Origin of the sequence: Mycobacterium sp. E3339, from assembly GCF_001666915.1 — a bacterium.
In the GTDB taxonomy this organism is placed as follows: Bacteria; Actinomycetota; Actinomycetes; order Mycobacteriales; family Mycobacteriaceae; genus Mycobacterium.
Genome location: NZ_LZIZ01000064.1, coordinates 1 through 16,833, shown reverse-complemented (window position 1 = coordinate 16,833; position 16,833 = coordinate 1). Strand labels below are relative to the sequence as shown.

Genomic DNA, 16,833 nt, shown 5'->3' with positions numbered 1-16,833 from the left:
AGCCCCAGAACGTTTTCAGCAAATGATGTTGGCGGCAAAGACATTTCAGGTTCGACGGATGCGTCGCCCCACCCTCGGCGTACGGGATCGTATGGTCGATGTCGCAGTCGACGGCCGGGCGCTCACATCCGGGCGCCCGGCAGGTCAGGTCCCGGCACCGCACGAAGTCGGCCAGCTTGGCCGAGGGGATGTAGCGCGGCTCGGCCTCGAGCGGGGCGCTCAGCGGCACCAGCTTGGCCGTGCCGGCCAGTTCGGCCACCAGCTCGGCGGTTATCAGCCCGTCCGCGGACACCTCCGAAGCCGGAGCCGAGCCGCGGCCCCGGATGCCGGCCTCCTCAGCGATCACGTGAATGACGACAGGCGTTGCGGCAGGGCGTTTTCCGGCCGCGCACTCGGGCCGCCCGCAACGGCAGCCCAGCCGGTCCGCCGAGGCCGCCAACGCCCCGAGCGCGTCGGCGCGCCGCTGGTCGCGAGTGCGCGGGTCGTGTTCACACACCGTGGCCGCCAGGGCATCCAACCGCCTGTCCAGGGCGTGGGCATCCGGGCTGAACAGGCTGCCGTGGAATTCGGACATCCCGCCCTCGAGATCCTCGATCCGGACTTCGCGCTCGTCCTGACTTTGGCGCCGGCGGCGCACCGCGTCCGCATCGACCCGGGCCACGATCTTGTCGACCTCGCCGGCCAGCCGGCCCCTGGTCATCGACGGCCACCGCGCCGCGCGCACGGCGAGCTCGGCGTCCACGGCGGCCAACACCGCCGGGTCGGTGATCAGATCGGTGCGGTACACGATCGTCTGAAACAGCCCGTAGCTGATGTCGCCGGCGCGAAACACCGCCGCCACGTGCGGCACCCGCTCACGCATGGCCAACGCGTACCGCATGAAACTGCCCGCCATCGCCAGGCTGATCCTTAGGGCCGCGGCCACTTCGGCCCCCACCGCCGCCCAGGTGTCCACCGCCCAATCCGACTCCTCGCCGCGCTGGGCGCGGCGCAGTTCGAACAACTCCCCGACCGCATCCAACCGGCCGGCGACCGCTTGCGCCTCCAGCCGCCAGGACGCCGACATCTGGTCCACCAGCGCGCGGGACCGCTCGCACCGCGGGGGCTCCCAATAGTCGTGTAGCCGACCATCGAACATGTGTTCGAGTATAGCCGAGCCCACCGACAAGTTACGGCATCCGGGTCCGATGCCGTTTGTCGTGCGGCGGCACGCCGTTGACGCCGCCGATGGATTCCGCGTAACTGCCCACCGCGTAGGCGGCGCCGGAACCCATGATGGCCAACGCGTCCCGGTTGATGTTGTCGACGGTTTCGCGCGGGCCCTGATAGTTCGGGTCGAAGGAGGCGCCGGCCTGGCCGCCCCACAGGCGGGCCTGAACGGTCGTCTTCTGCTGTGACGCCCCGCCCGTCAGGCCCCCGATCGGCACGCCCGCGACCATGAAGGGGTGGTAGTCGGCGAGGGTGCTCAGCGGCATGTCCGCGGGCCGCTTCCCCGCCAGATTGAGATAGCCGCCCAGGGTGCGCTCGATGCCGGCCGACCCGTCGGGGACGTCCGCGTAGGTCACCCCGGGGGCGGGCGGACCGGACTGGTCGCCGTCATCGGTGAAGAAGCCGGCGTTGGGTGAACCCAGCGTGGTGAAGTTCAGGTACATCGCGATGTCGTTGAGCTGATCGCTGTCCATGCCGAACACGTAGTCCATGACGCCGTTCAGCCCGTCCTCGTCGGCGCCCCAGAACGCGAAGCGCACCGCGTTGTTCACCGGCGCCAGTGGGCCGAGTTGCAGCGCCGTCTCCAGCACCGCGGCCACCCCGGTGCCGTCGTCGTTGATGCCCGGGCCGCCGCGCGGGCTGTCGAGATGTGCGCCGACCACGATCAGTTCGTGCGGTGAACCGGTCTTGGTCTGCGCCAACACGTTTCGCGAGGTGATCTTGATGTTCTGGGCGTCCAGCACCAGGCGGATGGGCGCGCCTGCGCCGCCCAGTGCGGCCGCGGCCGCGGGATTGGCCACCGCGACGGGCACGGTCAGTTGCTTGAAGTAGCCGGGGTTGAACAACGTGGCCGGGGCGCCCTGGCCGGCGGGCGCGCTGAGCACGATCAGGGCGGCCGCGCCCTTGGCCACCGCGCTGTTCTGCTTGTCCACCACCGAACAACGCGCGTCGTCGACGACGGCGATCGAACCCTTGGGCAGCGCGGTGGGGTAATCCGCGGCCGCGCAGCCCGACGGTTGGCTGGGCCGCACCACGGGACCGGTCAGGCCGCCGGACGGTGTCTGGACCAACAGCGAGGCCTGGTCGACGGTGTAGCTGCGGCCGCCGACCGTCAGCGCCGGCCGGCCCGGGGACACGTTGTACAGCCGGTCGAACTGCGGCGTCAAAACCTCGAAACCCCTGTCCCGCAAGGCCTTCACCACGTAGTCGACGCTGGCGTCGTAACCCGGCGTGCCGTCCGCCCGATTCCCCTTGTTGGCGTTGGCGATGTTCTGCAGCGCGCGCAGGTGGGTGAACATCGCGTCGGAGGTCACCTTTGCGGCCAGGCCTCGACCCAGATCCGGTGCGGCACCGGGAGATCCGGGCCGCGTCGACGAACAGCCCGCCAGCAGCCCGGCGGCCAGAAGCAGCGTCGCGCCCAGCCGGCCGATCATGATTTGGTTAGCACGTGACGCGTGCGGTCCTCGACCGTCGGCACTCCGTTGTGGCCGCCGAGATCCTGGGCGTACAGGCCCACCGCATAGGCGACGCCGCCGCCGTTGATGCCCAGCGCGGTCCGGTCGATGTGATCGAGGGTGTCGGTCCTCTGGTGATAGTTGGGGTCGAATGGCTGATCGGCCGTCCCGCCCCACAACTTGGCTTGCTCCGCAGACATTTTCACCTCGGCGCCGGAGAACAAGCCGCCGGCGGGGATGCCCGCGAGGGTGAACCCGTCGTAGTCGGAGCGGCCGTCGAACGAGGTGTCCTGCGCGGTCTTCCCGGCGGATTTCAGGTAGGCGACCAGGGTGCGTTCGATGCCGGCCGAACCCTCCGGCACCACCGGCTGGCCGCGAACATCCGCCGGCAGCGACTGGTCACCGTCGTAGGTGAAGTAGCCCGGGTTCGGCGACGCGAGCATGTCGAAGTTCAGATACAGGGCAATGTTTTTGAGCGCGGCCAAGTCCAGCGACTCGACGTAGTTGCGCGATCCGATCAGGCCGAGCTCCTCGGCGCCCCAGAAGCCGAACCGCACCGCGTTGCGCACCGGTGGCGAACTTCCCAGCCGCAGCGCGGTTTCCAACACCGCGGCAACGCCCGAGCCGTTGTCGTTGATGCCAGGGCCGTCCGGCACGCTGTCCAAATGCGCGCCCGCCATCACGACGTTGCTCGTCGAACCCGTCTTCGTCTGGGCGATCACGTTGCGGGCCTTGAAACTTTGGACGCTGGCGTTCAGCTTGATGGTGGCCGGGCCCGGCTGCGCGCGCAGTTGCACGCCGACGGACTTGGTCACGCTCACCACCGGGATCTTGACTTCTGTGTCCGGGCCCAGGGTGCCGCCCATCTGCTGCTCGTCGACGTTGTCGGCGACGATCATCGCGACCGCCCCGCGCTGGGCCGCGGCCTCCTCTTTCTGCGCGAAGGGGCAGTTGCCGCGGTCCACCAACACCACGGCCCCCCGCACCGGGAGGTTGCCGTAATCGGAGGCCGCACAGGCGGGGCCGGCGCCGACGGGTAGCAGCGGTCCGCTCACCCCTTCCGGCGGGGTGCCAAGGCTGAAGTCGAGCGCGTGGGCCTCCACCGGCTTGTTGCCGACGGTCACCTCGGGCTTGTCCCCGTGAAACACCCGCGCCGAGAATTCCGGCGTTTGCACGTCGAAACCGCTGCCTCGCAACGCGTTTACGACGTAATCGACGCTGGCCTCGTAACCGGGGGTGCCCACGGCCCGGGTGCCGTTGTTGGCGTTGGCGATGTCCTGGAGCTTCGTCAGGTGCCCCATCATCGCGTCGGTCGTGACTTTGTCGTGCAACGCGCCGGCGAACTCCGCCGCGGCGGGGTTGCCGCCCGGCGGCGACGCGGACCGATGGAAGCAGCCGGCCGAGAACGCGGCCAGCGCCACCACGAGGAGCGCCGTCGGCATCACCGAGAATTTCTTCATCGCGCCCCAGGTTAATCCGCGGCCCGAGCGGCCGGGATCAGGACACGGCGGTATCAGACGTAGAGCGCGTTGAAGGGGGCAAAGGGGATGTTGCGCACCACAAACCACGCCACCACCAACGTCATGGTCACCGCCGCCGCCCAGCGGCCGTGCTGCCAGCTCCGCACCCTTCTGCCCGCCAGCCGTCCATAGGTCCAGGCGAGGTATGCCCACACCAGGAGTACGACAGCCGCCAGGCCCAACGCGTTGAACCTGGCGGCCGCCATTACGTTGCCGTGCATCAGGGAATACAGCATGCGCAGGCTGCCGCACCCCGGACAGTCGATCCCCAACAGCGCCTTGGTGGGACACACCGGCAGCGGACCGTGGGGGGTTGTCGGGTCACCCGCCCAGATGGCGGCGCACATCAGGGTCGCGGATGCGGCCACCACCAGCGGCGCACCCAAACCCGATGGCACCGACCCTTGGCGGGTCACCATGGTCGCTGCCTTAGAACATCGCGGCGAGCGCCGCGTTGGTGTTCGTGTTCAGCGCGCCGACCGCCATCAAGATGCCGTAGATGATGCCGACGACGACACCGACGACCGCCGACCAGATCACCCATTTCTTGGCGCTGTCGGCAGACGCCTGCGCCTCGGCGTAGCGGCCCTGCGCCCAGAGCCCGTTGACCTGGCTGGACTTGACAATTGCCACGATCCCGAACGGGAGGCAGCAGAACAGGGTCACCAGGATGGACCACACCAAATAGTTATTCGGCGCTTGCCCGGCGGGCTGCTGCGGCGGGTAACCAGGCGGCGGAGGGGGCGGTGCCGGCGGCTGTGTCATGGATTCTCCAGTCCCGAGATGTTAGCTGGCGTAAAGCGGTGCTAACCATACCCGAGCACAGTCGCGGCGGCACTAGCAATTTGAAAATCCCTTCCGCCCCGGCCGGGGTGCGGCGCGAGGGCCTCGCCGGCGGCTAGCCTGCGGAAAGCGATCAGAAAAGCGAAAAGAACTGACTGCCAGCACCTTTCAAAACAGCTGGCTAACGGCCCGTTGCACCGCGGCGTCGGGAACGATGCCCAGACAGACAATTGCCAGCGGAATGTGTTGCTTTGTCAGGACATAGCCCTACGATCCCTAGTTAGTGACAATCGCTAAGGAGTCGGAGGATGTCCCATCTCAGCAACGCGCTGCGGTCCGCCACAGCCGCCGCGCTCGTGGGCGTTTCCGGCTTAGCGGGGAGCGCCACCGCGACCGCGGATCCCGCGAATACCGGTAGCTCGTCGGACATCAACACACTCGCGGCGTCGCTGTCAAAGGGCTACGGGCTGAACAACTGCACCGCCCAGAGCATCACCACCGGCGAACTGGCGTCGCTGACTTGCGGACAGAGCCCCGACCCGAGCGGACCGGTCCAGGCCAAGTACATCCTGTTCAACAACGGTGAGAATCTGGTCGGCTCGTTCAAGGCAAGCATCAAGGACGACGTGCTGGGCACCTGCGGGGACAGCGGCCAGTCACCCACCAGCTGGCACCAGGGCAGCAACAGCGGCAATGCCGGCCAGGTGGCGTGCGGGACGTATCAGAACGCCGCCGAGATCATCTGGACCACGGACTCCAAGAACATCTTGAGCTACATCCGCGGGCCCAACACCGACGCCGCGGCGCTATATCAGTGGTGGCGAGCCAACGGCTGAGGGTCACCTTGGGGGGTAAGGGATTTCGCACCATCCAACCAACAACCGCAGGGAGTCAACGAAAATGTCACATCTCATCACCACGCTGCGAGTCGTGTCGGCCGCGGCTCTCACCGGCAGTCTGGCTTTGGCGGGTAGCGGCACAGCGCTGGCGGAACCCAACACCGGCAGCGCCGCCGACATGAACACGCTGGCCGCCAACCTGTCGAAGGGCTACGGCCTCAACAACTGCAAGCCGCAGGAGTTGACCGAATCCGGCGAACTGGCCGAGCTGCTGTGCGGGCAAAGCCCCGACCCCAGCGGACCCGGCTCCGGCGTTTACGCCCTCTTCTCCAACGGCACGAACCTGGGCGCGGCGTTCAGTTCCACCATCAAGGACGTCTCGCTGGCCGCCTGCGGCGACGCCGGGCAGTCACCGGGCACCTGGAAGCAGAACGGCCAGACGGGCGGCCAGATCGCGTGCGGCACCTACAAGAACTACGCGACGCTGACCTGGACCACCGACGCCAAGAACGTGTTGGGCCATCTGACGGCGGCCAACTCCGACGTCAACGCCCTCTACCAGTGGTGGCGCACCAACGGCTGACCCGTCAGCACAGCGCGGCCACCAGGTCGGCGGCGGCGCGCATCCCGGCGGCGTTCGGGTGCAGCGGCGCCGCCCGGCCCGGTAGCGGCACACCGGGTCTGGTGGTCCAGGGGTCAGCCGACCACGCGTGGTGGTCCCGGCTGGCCGCGCCGGCCCGGACCACTTCGCAGCCGGTTTCCGTCGCCGCGTCGGCCGTGAGCCGTTCCAGTGTCGCGGCCACGTGGCGACCGAGGTCGGCGTCCTCCGGCGAGAGCGGGGCGGCCGGCGCACCCGCGGGCGGCAGGACGGTCAGGTAGTCGACGAAGACGACGCGGGCCCGCGGGGCGCGCTCGCGCACCGCATGACCGACCGCGCAGAGTGATTCGAACACGGCGTCGAGGGCCCGGTTCCGCGCGTCGGAGTCCAGCAGTTCGGTGATGCGCGCACCGAGCAGCGGCAGCCATTTGACCGGGCGCGGCAACGAGGCGCCCACCAGCAACGGGATGTAGCCGACGTCGTTGCCCCCGATCGTGATGGTCACCAAGCCTTCCGAGCCGTCCAGGGCGGTGATCTGGGGCGGTGCGCCGCGCTGCCGCTCGGCGAGGACGTGTGCGGTGGTGGCGCCGGAGAAGGTGACGTCCACCAGTTCGAGGCCGCAGCGCCGCGCGACCAGGTGCGGATAGTTGCGCGCCGACCGGCCCGAGCCGAACGGCGCGCCCGCGGCACGCGGCCGGATGCCGGGACCGGCGGCCATCGAACTGCCTAGCGCCACATACCGTTTCATCGCTGCGGGCTGGACGCCTGCGCCCAGAAGCGCTTGGGAATCCGCCCGGCCCGGCGGGCCAGATAGCCGGCGGTGACGGCGGCGGCCATCGCGGCCGCCATCGTCGCGGGATCGGCGGCCCGGGTCACCGCGGTGGCCAAAAGCACCGCGTCGCAACCCAATTCCATCGCAAGCGCGGCGTCGCTGGCGGTGCCGATGCCGGCGTCGAGCACCACCGGGACGCCGGCGCGGGCGACGATCATCTCGATGTTGTGCGGGTTGGTGATGCCCAGGCCCGTGCCGATCGGCGAACCGAGCGGCATAACGGCCGCGCATCCGGCGTCTTCGAGCCGCCGCGCCAACACCGGGTCGTCGTTGGTATAGGGCAGCACGACGAAGCCGTCGTCGACCAATTGTTCTGCCGCCCGGACCAATTCGACCGCGTCGGGCAACAGCGTGCGTTCGTCGGCGATCACCTCCAGCTTGACCCAGTTGGTGTTCAGCGCCTCGCGGGCCAGCTGCGCGGTGAGCACCGCCTCGGCCGCGCTGCGGCACCCCGCGGTGTTGGGCAGCGGCGTGATGCCGAGCCGGTTGAGCAGGTCCAGGAGCCCGGTCCCGCCCTCGGCGTCGACCCGCCGCATCGCGACCGTGGTCAGTTCGGTGCCCGACGCGACCAGCGCCTCCTCCAACGCGGCCAGGCTGGTCGCTCCCCCGGTGCCCATGATCAGGCGCGAGGCGAAGCTGCGGTCACCGATGGTGAGTTTCGAGGAGTCAGCCACCCTGCACCGCCGTCACCACCTCGAGCCGAGCACCATCGAAAAGCGTTGTCGTCCAACTGGAGCGGGGCAGCAACGCGTCGTCCATGGCCACCGCGACGCCGCGGTCCGGGTAGCCCAGCGACTCCAGCAACGCGGCCACCGTGGTCCGCTCGTCGACGTCGAGCTTGCGTTCGTTGACCACGACGATCATGACCGGGCTCCCACCGGGGCCAGTTCGGACACGATCTGTTCGGCGGTCCACGGCGCGAGCAGGAACCCCGATCGGCCGTGGCCGCCGGCCACCAGGGTTCGCTCGTCCAGGCGTTGCACCAGGGGCAGGTTGTCGGGTGTCATCGGGCGCAGCCCGGCGGCGCACTCGGCCAGTTCGTATTCGCCGAGCGCCGGCAACACCGCGCAGGCGTCGTCGAGCAGGTCGCGCACCCCCGAGACCACCGGGGCCGTGTCGCGCCCGTGCTCGTACTGGGTGGCGCCGACGACCACGCCGTCCGCGCGGGGCACCAGGTACACCTGCCGCCCGTGCACGCGGGCGCGAATGACGCGCTGCGGCACCGGCATACAGCCGCGCCGCCAGCGCAGCCGCAGTACCTCGCCCTTGACCGGGCGCACCGGCAGCCCGGGCCACAGCGCGGGAGCGTCGATGCCGTTGGCGATCACGACCGCATCGCCGTCGACCGCCGACAGGTCGCGCGCCGGCGGTGCCCAGCGCACCCCGAGGCGTTCGCATTCCGTCGACAGCGCGTCGAGCACCGCGCGGTTGTCCACCGCCAGCTCGGTCGGCGCGCGAAAGCCGTGCCGGATGCCTTGCGCCAGCAGCGGTTCCAAATCCCGCGCCGCGGACTCCCAGACCACCGGGTGCCCCTGCGCGGACAACCAGTCGGCGACGGTGCGCAGGTCCGCGACGTCGGCCCGGTCGACGGCCACCACCAACGACTCCCGGGCGGTCACCACGTGCGGCGGCAGCCCGTCGGTGAAGCCGCCCTCGCGCCAGAGCCGCAACGACTCCAGGCCCAGCCGCAACAACCGTTCCTCGCCGGGCCAGCCCTCGCTGTGCGGGGCCAGCATGCCGCCGGCGACCCAGGACGCGCCCTTGTCGGCGGTGCGGTGCACCCGCACCGACCAGCCGGCCTGCGCCGCGCGGCGCGCCACCGACAGCCCGATCACGCCGCCGCCGATGACCGCCAACGACCCTCGGTCTGCTGGCATGTTGGCCTCCCTTCGCCGGCATGACCCGGATCAGGTGTGACGGTAAGGGCAGGCGCGCCCACTCTCAGACCCCGTTCCCGGGACTCCCGTGTCTGTATGGTTCTTCGGCCTCCACGCTAGCGCGCTAGCGTCGCGGTGTGCATCAACGAGTTGATCGGCTGGCGGCCGCGCGGTTGTATCTGTGCACCGACGCGCGCCGGGAGCGGGGCGATCTGGCCGAGTTCGCCGACGCCGCGCTGGCCGGCGGGGTCGACATCATTCAGCTGCGCGACAAGGGGTCGCCCGGGGAGCAGCGGTTCGGGCCCCTCGAGGCGCGCGACGAGCTGGCGGCCTGCGAGATCCTGGCCGACGCGGCCCGCCGGCACGGCGCGCTGTTCGCGGTCAACGACCGGGCGGACATCGCCCGCGCGGCCGGCGCCGACGTGCTGCATCTGGGGCAGGGCGACCTGCCGCCGGACATCGCGCGCGATTTCGTCGGGCCGGACACGCTGCTGGGCCTGTCCAGCCACGACCCCGACCAGGCGACCGCGGCGGCTCGTTCTTCTGGGCCCGCCGGGCCCGATTACTTCTGCGTCGGCCCGTGCTGGCCAACCCCCACCAAACCGGGCCGCGCGGCTCCGGGACTGGCGCTGGTGCGGGCGGCCGCCGCGATCGGCGGACACAAGCCGTGGTTCGCGATCGGGGGCATCGACGCCCAGCGGTTGCCCGAGGTGCTCGCCGCGGGCGCCCGACGCGTCGTGGTGGTGCGCGCGATCACCGCGGCCGAAGACCCGCGGGACGCGGCGCAACGGCTCAGCTCAGCGCTTGCAGCAGCGAATTGATCCGGGGATGCGCCGGCGTCTCGTCGGCTTCGAGCGGGGGGCCCGGCATGCACCAGACGAAGACGCCGTCCTCGATCTCGATCGTGCGCGGCAGGTGCCGGCGTCGCTCGTCGGCGTCGCCCAGCGGCAGCAGCGCCGTGGCGCTGCGCAGCCGTTGCCAGCTCGCCGCGAAACCCGGATGCAGTGGCAGCTCGGCCACCTCGTCCTCGGCGACCCAGCGCATCTCGGCGCTCTCCCCGTTGGGCACCGTGGGCAGCAGCTCGGCCGCGTCGGCGACCACCGTAGTGTAGGTCCAGCGCGCGCCGCCGAGCCCGGTGACCTCGGCGGTGACGACCGTCGAGCGCACCGTCAGCAGCTCGCCGGGCAGGCCGGCCTCCTCGTGCGCCTCGCGAACGGCGGTCTCCTCGGGCGACTCGTGGCTGTCGCGTGCGCCGCCGGGCAGGCCCCACGTCCCACCCTGATGGCTCCACACCGCGCGGTGCTGCAGCAGCACTGCGGGGCTGCCGTCCGGCCGCGGGGCCCGCAGCAGGAGGCCCGCCGCGCCGAACCGGCCCCAATAGTGGGCGCCGCTGCGGGATACCACCCAACCGTCACCGTCGCCCTGCACGAGTTCAGGATAGGCACGTGATCGCTGGTCAATTGGTCTGCCTCCACCCATCCGCCGCAACATCCTCTTAGAATTCGCTTATTGAGTTCGTGAAGCGTTCCAGTGGTCGCGAAAGATGAGGGCTGATTCGACGTGACGGTTGAGCTGGCGCACCCGTCGACGGAGCCGCAGGGGTCGCGGTCGCCGGCCGAACCAGCCCATCCGCGCTGGTGGTTCATCTCCACCACGCCCGGCCGCATCCTGACCATCGGCATCGTGCTGGCCGTGCTCGGCGGTATCTGCGCCTTCGCCACCTCGACGACCATCAACCACCGCCAGCAGGTGCTGACCACGGTGCTCAACCACACCGAGCCGCTGTCGTTCGCCGCCGGGCGGCTGTACACCACGCTGTCGGTCGCCGACGCGGCGGCGGCCACCGCGTTCATCGCCGAGGCCGAGCCGCCACCGGTGCGGCAGCGCTACGAGCAGGCGATCACCGACGCGTCGGTCGCGGTGACCCGGGCGTCGAGCGGGCTCACCGACGAACCGCTGGTGCAGCTGCTGGGCCGGATCAACGCCGAACTCGCCGTCTACACCGGCCTGATCGAAATCGCGCGTACCAACAACCGGGAGGGCAATCCCGTCGGGTCGTCGTACCTGTCGGAGGCCTCGGGGCTGATGCAGTCGACGATCCTGCCCGACGCCGCACAGCTGTATCAGGCCACCTCGGAGCGGGTGGATGCGGAAACCACCGCGTCCACGCAGATCCCGGCGCCGGTCATCCTGGTGGTCAGCGCCACCGCGGTCTTCGGGGCCTTCGCCCATCGGTGGCTGGCCCGCCGCACCCGGCGCCGAATAAACCCGGGCCTGGTCGTCGGCGGCCTCGCTATTCTCGTCATGGTGGTATGGGTCGGAACTGCGTTGACCATCTCCACGGCCGCCAGCCGGAGCGCCAAGAACACCGCCGCGGACTCGCTGCGGATCGTGACCAACGTCGCGATCACCGCGCAGCAGGCGCGCGCCGACGAGACGCTGTCGCTGATTCGCCGCGGGGACGAGGAGAAGCGCAAGCAGTCGTTCTATCAGCGCATCGACTCCATGCACTCCCAGCTCGACCAGTACATGGTCCGCAGCGACGCCGTCGACAAGCCCGACCTCGAAGGCGCCGACCAGCTGCTGCTGCGCTGGCGGCAGGCCAACGACCGGATCAACTCCTACATCTCGGTGGGCAACTACCGGGCCGCCACCCAGGTCGCGCTGGGCAGCAGCGAGAACGACTCCACGCCTGCGTTCGACAAGCTCGAGGACCAGCTGGTCAAGGCCATGGACCAGAGCCGCACGCACCTGCGCAACGACGTCCTCAACGCGCGGAGCGGGCTGTCCGGCGCCCAGGTCGGCGGGGTGGTGCTCAGCCTCGGCGCCGCCATCGCGGTGGCGCTGGGCCTGTGGCCGCGGCTGAAAGAGTATCGATGATGCCGCGCGCGCTCGCCGCGCTCGCCGCGCTGGCAACCGTGGGGGTGCTGGCGGGGTGCGCGCACACCGAACAGCTGACGGTGGCCACCGTGCCGACGCTGCCGCCGCCCACCCCGGTCGGCATGCAGCAGCTGCCGCCGGAGCCGCCGCTGCCGGCGGACGACGGCAGCCAGAACTGCGACCTGACGGCGAGCCTGCGGCCCTTCCCGAACAAGGCCGAGGCGGACGCCGCGGTCGCCGACATCCGCGCCCGCGGCCGGCTGATCGTCGGGCTGGACATCGGCAGCAACCTGTTCAGCTTCCGCGACCCGATCACCGGCGAAATCACCGGTTTCGACGTCGACATCGCCGGCGAGATCGCCCGCGACATCTTCGGCGCCCCCTCGCACGTCGAGTACCGCATCCTGTCGTCCGACGAGCGCGTCACCGCCCTGCAGCGCTCCGAGGTCGACGTCGTGGTGAAGACCATGACCATCACCTGCGAGCGGCGCAAGCAGGTCAACTTCTCGACCGTCTACCTGGACGCCAACCAGCGCATCCTGGCGCCGCGGGATTCGTCGATCGCGAAGGTGGGCGACCTGTCCGGCAAGCGCGTGTGCGTGGCCAAGGGCACCACCTCGCTGCACCGGATCCGCCAGATCGACCCGCCGCCGGTGGTCGTGTCGGTGGTCAACTGGGCCGACTGCCTGGTGGCGATGCAGCAGCGCGAGATCGACGCCGTCAGCACCGACGACTCGATCCTCGCCGGGCTGGTCGAAGAGGACCCCTACCTCCACATCGTCGGGCCCAACATGGCCACCCAGCCCTACGGCATCGGGATCAACCTCACCAACACCGGGCTGGTCCGGTTCGTCAACGGCACCCTGGAGCGGATCCGCCGGGACGGCACGTGGAACACGTTGTACCGCAAGTGGTTGACGGTGCTGGGGCCCGCGCCCGCCCCACCCACGCCGAGGTATCTGGACTGATGGCCGAGCCGGAGAAGAAGGAACAGCCGGAATCCACCGAAGACGTGAACCCCGGCACCCAACCGCCGGACACGCAGGGCGGCGGCCCGACGACGGGTCGCATCCAGGCCACCCAGGCGCTGTTCCGGCCCGACTTCGACGACGATGACGACGACGACGACTTCCCGCACATCTCGCTGGGCACCATGGACAGCGATCCGCAGCTGACGGTGGGAACGCGGGTGCTGCCGCCGGTCAGGCACCTCGGCGGCGGCCTGGTCGAGATTCCGCGGGTGAGGGACATCGACCCGGTCGAGGCCCTGATGACCAATCCCGTTGTGCCGGAGGGCAAGCGGTTCTGCTGGAACTGCGGCAAACCGGTCGGCCGGTCCGGCAAGGAGGGCAAGGGCAAGTCGGAGGGCTGGTGCCCCGCCTGCGGCAGCGCGTATTCGTTTCTGCCCCAGCTGAATCCGGGTGACATCGTCGCGGGCCAGTACGAGGTCAAGGGCTGCATCGCCCACGGCGGCCTGGGCTGGGTGTACCTGGCGGTCGACCACAACGTCAATGACCGCCCGGTGGTGCTCAAGGGCTTGGTCCACTCCGGTGACGCGGAGGCGCAGGCGATCGCGATGGCCGAACGGCAGTTCCTGGCCGAGGTGGTGCACCCGCAGATCGTGCAGATCTTCAACTTCGTGGAACACAAGGACCGGCAAGGCAATCCGGTCGGCTACATCGTCATGGAGTACATCGGCGGGCAGCCGCTCAAGCACGGCAAGGACAAAAAGCTGCCGGTCGCCGAGGCCATCGCCTACCTGCTGGAGATCCTGCCGGCGCTGACGTACCTGCACTCCATCGGCCTGGTCTACAACGACCTCAAGCCGGAGAACATCATGCTCACCGAGGAGCAGCTGAAGCTGATCGACTTGGGCGCGGTGTCGCGGGTCAACTCGTTCGGCTATCTCTACGGCACGCCCGGCTTCCAGGCGCCGGAGATCGTGCGGACCGGCCCGACCGTCGCCACCGACATCTACACCGTCGGGCGCACGCTCGCGGCGCTGACGGTGAACCTGTCCACCCGCAACGGCCGCTACGTCGACGGCCTGCCCGAAGACGACCCGGTGCTCAAGGAATACGACTCGTACCGCCGGTTGCTGCGCCGCGCCACCGACCCCGACCCACGGCGCCGGTTCGCCAGCACCGAGGAGCTGTCCGCCCAGCTGATGGGCGTCCTGCGGGAGGTGGTCGCCCAGGACACCGGGGTGCCGCGGCCCGGGCTGTCGACCATCTTCAGCCCCAGCCGCTCCACGTTCGGGGTGGACCTGCTGGTCGCGCACACCGACGTCTACCTGGACGGCCAGGTGCACTCCGAGCGGCTGACGGCGCGGGAGATCGTGACCGCGCTGCAGGTGCCGCTCGTCGATCCGGCCGACGTCGCGGCGCCGGTCCTGCAGGCGACCGTGCTGTCCCAGCCCGTGCAGACGTTGGACTCCTTGCGCGCGGCCCGCCACGGCACGCTCGACGCCGACGGCGTCGAGGTGTCCGAGTCGATCGAACTGCCGCTGATGGAGGTCCGCGCGCTGCTGGACCTGGGCGACGTGGCCAAGGCCACCCGGAAGCTGGACGATCTGGCCGAGCGGGTGGGCTGGCAGTGGCGACTGGTCTGGTACCGGGCCGTCGCCGAGCTCCTCACCGGCGACTACGACTCCGCCACAACGCATTTCACCGAGGTGCTGGACACCTTCCCGGGCGAGCTGGCGCCCAAGCTGGCGTTGGCCGCCACGGCCGAGCTGGCCGGGGACGTCGACGAGCAGAAGTATTACCAGACGGTGTGGAAGACCAACGACGGCGTGATCTCGGCGGCTTTCGGGCTGGCGCGATGGCTGTCCACGGAGGGCGATCGAGCCGCCGCGGTGCGCACGCTGGACGAGGTACCGCCCACCTCAAGGCATTTCACCACCGCGCGCCTCACCAGCGCGGTGACCCTGCTGTCCGGCCGGTCGAAGAGCGAGATCAGCGAGGAGGACATCCGCGACGCCGCCCGGCGGGTCGAGGCGCTGCCGCCCACCGAACCCCGGGTGCTGCAGATCCGCGCGCTGGTGCTGGGTTGCGCGATGGACTGGCTGGAGGACAACGAGGCCAGCACCAACCACATCCTCGGATTTCCGTTCACCGAGCACGGGTTGCGGCTTGGCGTCGAGGCCGCGCTGCGCAACCTGGCCCGGGTCGCGCCCACCCAACGGCATCGCTACGCGTTGGTGGACATGGCCAACAAGGTGCGGCCGACCAGCACGTTCTAGGGCTTGCGCCCCGCCCTCTTCGCGTGTTCGCCCGATCGCGTGTGCGTCCAGGGCGGCGACACGCCGACAAGGCCACCACCAGCTCACGCGCGATGCCGAGGATTCACTGCCGATTTCGTCATAGCCGCCCGCACCCGGCGGACGATGCTTGCGGGACGGTCCTCGGCGACGACGCGTACGACGATCCACCCCATCCGTTCCAGCATTTCGGTCCGGCGAATGTCTTTGATGTACTGCCGCCGGTCCGTGCGGTGTTGGTCGCCGTCGTACTCGACGGCCACCATGTCCTCCTCCCAGCCCAAATCCAGGAAGGCGACCGGGATCCCGTCGTCGCCCAGCACCGGTATCTGGGTCCGCGGCCGCGGCAGGCCCGCGTCGATCGGTAGCAGCCGCAGGTAGGTCTCCCTGGGCGATTGGGCACCCGGGTCGACCAACTCCAGCGCGGCTTCCAGCCGCCGCAGGCCGGGTGAGCCGGGATGGCATCGCGCGACGCGCACCACGTCGTCGACCTTGAAACCCGTCGCCCGGGCCAGCGCGTCCAGCCGCGCCACAGCCGAGCGCACCGCGCCGCGCCGGCCGATGTCGAACGCGGTGCGCTCGGGGGTGGTGACCGGATAGCCGCCGATCATCTGCGTCTCGCCGTCCAGCAGGGCGCCACGCCGCGTCAGCACGCCGGGCGGCGGGCGGCCGTTGGTGTGCGCCAGCTCGACGGGCACATCGTCGGGAATCCATTCGGCGCCATGCAATCTAGCGGCTGCCGCCCCGACCACCGTGCCTCGGCGCCCCGACCACAGCCAGGCCGCCCGAATGCGCTGCTCCAGCGAGAGACGGGCGTCATTCGATACGTAGACGTTCGGGAAGACGGCGCAATAACGCGCCCGCAGTTCGTGGCGGCTCAGCGCGCGTGACCGCAGGGCCTCGCTGCCGATGAACGGTTTTTCCATGCCGGGCAGATTCGCACCGCGGCGGCGGCCGGGGTGCGCGGCCATCCACAGGGAAAACATAGGTACATGCCGCACAGTTGACGCATGCCGGGGCAGTCCACCGCATGGATCACCACGGCCCGCGCGCTGCGTAGGGCCGGGTTCGGGGTGACCGGACCCGAGGTGGACGCCGCGCTGAGCGACGACTGGGCAAGTCACGTCGACGCCATGCTGGCCGCGAACCCCGACGCCGACCCCGGCGCGATCGCCACCCCGATGCCCACCCTGCCGCCGCCCCGACCGCCGGGAAAGGGCGCCGCGCCCGCGGCGCGCAAGCAATACAACCAGCAGCTGTCCGAACAACAGGGTGCGCTCGCCGACTGGTGGCTGCGCCGCATGGTCAGCGTGCGGCAGCCGTTGCGGGAGAAGTTGACCCTGTTGTGGCACAACCACTTCGCCACCTCGGCGCAAAAGGTGCGGGTGGCGGCGTACATGGCCGCACAGAACCAGAAGCTGCGGAGCCTGTCGCTGGGCGACTTCCGCACCCTGGCCTACACGATGCTGACCGACGCGGCGATGCTGCGCTGGCTGGACGGGCAGCGCAGCACCGCCAAGGCGCCCAATGAGAACCTCGCGCGGGAATTCATGGAGCTGTTCGCCCTTGGCCACGGCAA

18 protein-coding genes and 1 riboswitch are annotated in these 16,833 nt (G+C 70.0%); of the genes, 7 read left to right on the top strand and 11 right to left on the bottom strand.

The window, feature by feature from the left end; genetic code table 11:
• The 5 genes from A5702_RS05845 to A5702_RS05825 all read right to left on the bottom strand — a co-directional run.
• A partial coding sequence (locus tag A5702_RS05845) for an HNH endonuclease signature motif containing protein (protein WP_068218996.1) occupies window positions 1-1,138 on the bottom strand: 1,138 nt, incomplete at its 3' end.
• 31 nt (window positions 1,139-1,169) lie between these two features.
• Window positions 1,170-2,642 carry a M28 family peptidase gene (locus A5702_RS05840; protein ID WP_068218994.1) on the bottom strand — a complete coding sequence of 491 codons (1,473 nt, stop codon included), beginning with the start codon at window positions 2,640-2,642 and terminating at the stop codon, window positions 1,170-1,172.
• Window positions 2,639-4,123: a M28 family metallopeptidase gene (locus tag A5702_RS05835; protein WP_068218991.1), complete on the bottom strand. Its 1,485-nt coding sequence runs from the start codon at window positions 4,121-4,123 to the stop codon at window positions 2,639-2,641. Before A5702_RS05835 ends, A5702_RS05840 begins: the two co-directional genes overlap by 4 nt.
• 53 nt (window positions 4,124-4,176) lie before the next feature.
• Entirely contained in the window at window positions 4,177-4,602 is a 426-nt protein-coding gene (locus A5702_RS05830; protein ID WP_055403840.1) for a DUF2752 domain-containing protein, read from the bottom strand.
• Between the two features lie 10 nt (window positions 4,603-4,612).
• Window positions 4,613-4,948 (bottom strand): CD225/dispanin family protein, encoded by a 336-nt coding sequence (locus tag A5702_RS05825; protein WP_055403839.1) that lies wholly within the window; start codon window positions 4,946-4,948, stop codon window positions 4,613-4,615.
• Window positions 4,949-5,274: 326 nt separating this feature from the next.
• On the opposite strand from A5702_RS05825, the gene A5702_RS05820 reads away from it, so the two are divergent.
• Window positions 5,275-5,802, top strand: a complete 528-nt coding sequence (locus A5702_RS05820) for a hypothetical protein (RefSeq protein ID WP_055403838.1) — start codon at window positions 5,275-5,277, stop codon at window positions 5,800-5,802.
• A gap of 64 nt (window positions 5,803-5,866) precedes the next feature.
• Window positions 5,867-6,388: a serine/threonine protein kinase gene (locus tag A5702_RS05815; protein WP_067816545.1), complete on the top strand. Its 522-nt coding sequence runs from the start codon at window positions 5,867-5,869 to the stop codon at window positions 6,386-6,388.
• Window positions 6,389-6,392: 4 nt separating this feature from the next.
• Here the strand turns inward: A5702_RS05815 and A5702_RS05810 are convergent, their stop codons facing one another.
• From A5702_RS05810 to thiO, 4 genes are all read right to left on the bottom strand, one after another.
• Complete coding sequence (locus A5702_RS05810) at window positions 6,393-7,151, bottom strand: SGNH/GDSL hydrolase family protein (RefSeq protein WP_068218988.1); 759 nt, start codon at window positions 7,149-7,151, stop codon at window positions 6,393-6,395.
• Window positions 7,148-7,852 (bottom strand): thiazole synthase, encoded by a 705-nt coding sequence (locus A5702_RS05805; RefSeq protein WP_231633836.1) that lies wholly within the window; start codon window positions 7,850-7,852, stop codon window positions 7,148-7,150. The genes A5702_RS05810 and A5702_RS05805 overlap by 4 nt, the downstream gene beginning before the upstream one ends.
• A 49-nt stretch (window positions 7,853-7,901) precedes the next feature.
• Window positions 7,902-8,099 (bottom strand): sulfur carrier protein ThiS, encoded by a 198-nt coding sequence (gene thiS / locus A5702_RS05800; RefSeq protein WP_055403834.1) that lies wholly within the window; start codon window positions 8,097-8,099, stop codon window positions 7,902-7,904.
• Window positions 8,096-9,112, bottom strand: coding sequence for a glycine oxidase ThiO (gene thiO / locus A5702_RS05795; protein ID WP_055403833.1), 1,017 nt, complete (start codon window positions 9,110-9,112; stop codon window positions 8,096-8,098). The genes thiS and thiO overlap by 4 nt, the downstream gene beginning before the upstream one ends.
• Window positions 9,103-9,212: riboswitch (TPP riboswitch) on the bottom strand. Its footprint overlaps the gene before it by 10 nt.
• Window positions 9,213-9,249: 37 nt before the next feature.
• On the opposite strand from thiO, the gene thiE reads away from it, so the two are divergent.
• The gene (gene thiE / locus A5702_RS05790; protein WP_068218985.1) at window positions 9,250-9,933 is read left to right on the top strand and encodes a thiamine phosphate synthase; all 684 of its coding nucleotides are present in this window, start codon (window positions 9,250-9,252) and stop codon (window positions 9,931-9,933) included.
• Here the strand turns inward: thiE and A5702_RS05785 are convergent.
• Window positions 9,905-10,540: an NUDIX hydrolase gene (locus A5702_RS05785; RefSeq protein WP_055403831.1), complete on the bottom strand. Its 636-nt coding sequence runs from the start codon at window positions 10,538-10,540 to the stop codon at window positions 9,905-9,907. The two genes, thiE and A5702_RS05785, sit on opposite strands and share 29 nt — an antisense overlap.
• A 132-nt stretch (window positions 10,541-10,672) precedes the next feature.
• Between A5702_RS05785 and glnX the strand changes: the two genes are divergently transcribed.
• From glnX to A5702_RS05770, 3 genes are read left to right on the top strand one after another with little or no spacing between them, the layout of a single operon-like run.
• A complete protein-coding gene (gene glnX / locus A5702_RS05780) occupies window positions 10,673-11,992 on the top strand; it encodes a protein kinase G-activating protein GlnX (RefSeq protein ID WP_055403830.1) in 1,320 nt (439 codons plus the stop codon).
• Window positions 11,989-12,960, top strand: a complete 972-nt coding sequence (locus A5702_RS05775) for a glutamate ABC transporter substrate-binding protein (RefSeq protein WP_067816539.1) — start codon at window positions 11,989-11,991, stop codon at window positions 12,958-12,960. Before glnX ends, A5702_RS05775 begins: the two co-directional genes overlap by 4 nt.
• Complete coding sequence (locus tag A5702_RS05770) at window positions 12,960-15,236, top strand: serine/threonine-protein kinase PknG (protein ID WP_068218983.1); 2,277 nt, start codon at window positions 12,960-12,962, stop codon at window positions 15,234-15,236. Before A5702_RS05775 ends, A5702_RS05770 begins: the two co-directional genes overlap by 1 nt.
• An 83-nt stretch (window positions 15,237-15,319) precedes the next feature.
• Here A5702_RS05770 and A5702_RS05765 read toward each other — a convergent pair whose 3' ends face one another.
• Window positions 15,320-16,180, bottom strand: a complete 861-nt coding sequence (locus tag A5702_RS05765; RefSeq protein ID WP_068218999.1) for a DUF559 domain-containing protein — start codon at window positions 16,178-16,180, stop codon at window positions 15,320-15,322.
• A gap of 84 nt (window positions 16,181-16,264) precedes the next feature.
• Here A5702_RS05765 and A5702_RS05760 point away from each other — a divergent pair.
• Window positions 16,265-16,833, top strand: a 569-nt coding sequence (locus tag A5702_RS05760; protein ID WP_156669500.1) for a DUF1800 family protein, incomplete at its 3' end; no start/stop codon positions are given.

What these genes read in the sequence shown, in the direction of transcription:
- A5702_RS05840 (WP_068218994.1), bottom strand. Translation starts at nt 2,642, where the DNA reads ATGATCGGCCGGCTGGGCGCGACGCTGCTTCTGGCCGCCGGGCTGCTG.
- A5702_RS05835 (WP_068218991.1), bottom strand. Translation starts at nt 4,123, where the DNA reads ATGAAGAAATTCTCGGTGATGCCGACGGCGCTCCTCGTGGTGGCGCTG.
- A5702_RS05830 (WP_055403840.1), bottom strand. Translation starts at nt 4,602, where the DNA reads ATGGTGACCCGCCAAGGGTCGGTGCCATCGGGTTTGGGTGCGCCGCTG.
- A5702_RS05825 (WP_055403839.1), bottom strand. Translation starts at nt 4,948, where the DNA reads ATGACACAGCCGCCGGCACCGCCCCCTCCGCCGCCTGGTTACCCGCCG.
- A5702_RS05820 (WP_055403838.1), top strand. Translation starts at nt 5,275, where the DNA reads ATGTCCCATCTCAGCAACGCGCTGCGGTCCGCCACAGCCGCCGCGCTC.
- A5702_RS05815 (WP_067816545.1), top strand. Translation starts at nt 5,867, where the DNA reads ATGTCACATCTCATCACCACGCTGCGAGTCGTGTCGGCCGCGGCTCTC.
- A5702_RS05810 (WP_068218988.1), bottom strand. Translation starts at nt 7,151, where the DNA reads ATGAAACGGTATGTGGCGCTAGGCAGTTCGATGGCCGCCGGTCCCGGC.
- A5702_RS05805 (WP_231633836.1), bottom strand. Translation starts at nt 7,852, where the DNA reads ATGGGCACCGGGGGAGCGACCAGCCTGGCCGCGTTGGAGGAGGCGCTG.
- thiS (WP_055403834.1), bottom strand. Translation starts at nt 8,099, where the DNA reads ATGATCGTCGTGGTCAACGAACGCAAGCTCGACGTCGACGAGCGGACC.
- thiO (WP_055403833.1), bottom strand. Translation starts at nt 9,112, where the DNA reads ATGCCAGCAGACCGAGGGTCGTTGGCGGTCATCGGCGGCGGCGTGATC.
- A5702_RS05775 (WP_067816539.1), top strand. Translation starts at nt 11,989, where the DNA reads ATGATGCCGCGCGCGCTCGCCGCGCTCGCCGCGCTGGCAACCGTGGGG.
- A5702_RS05770 (WP_068218983.1), top strand. Translation starts at nt 12,960, where the DNA reads ATGGCCGAGCCGGAGAAGAAGGAACAGCCGGAATCCACCGAAGACGTG.
- A5702_RS05765 (WP_068218999.1), bottom strand. Translation starts at nt 16,180, where the DNA reads ATGGAAAAACCGTTCATCGGCAGCGAGGCCCTGCGGTCACGCGCGCTG.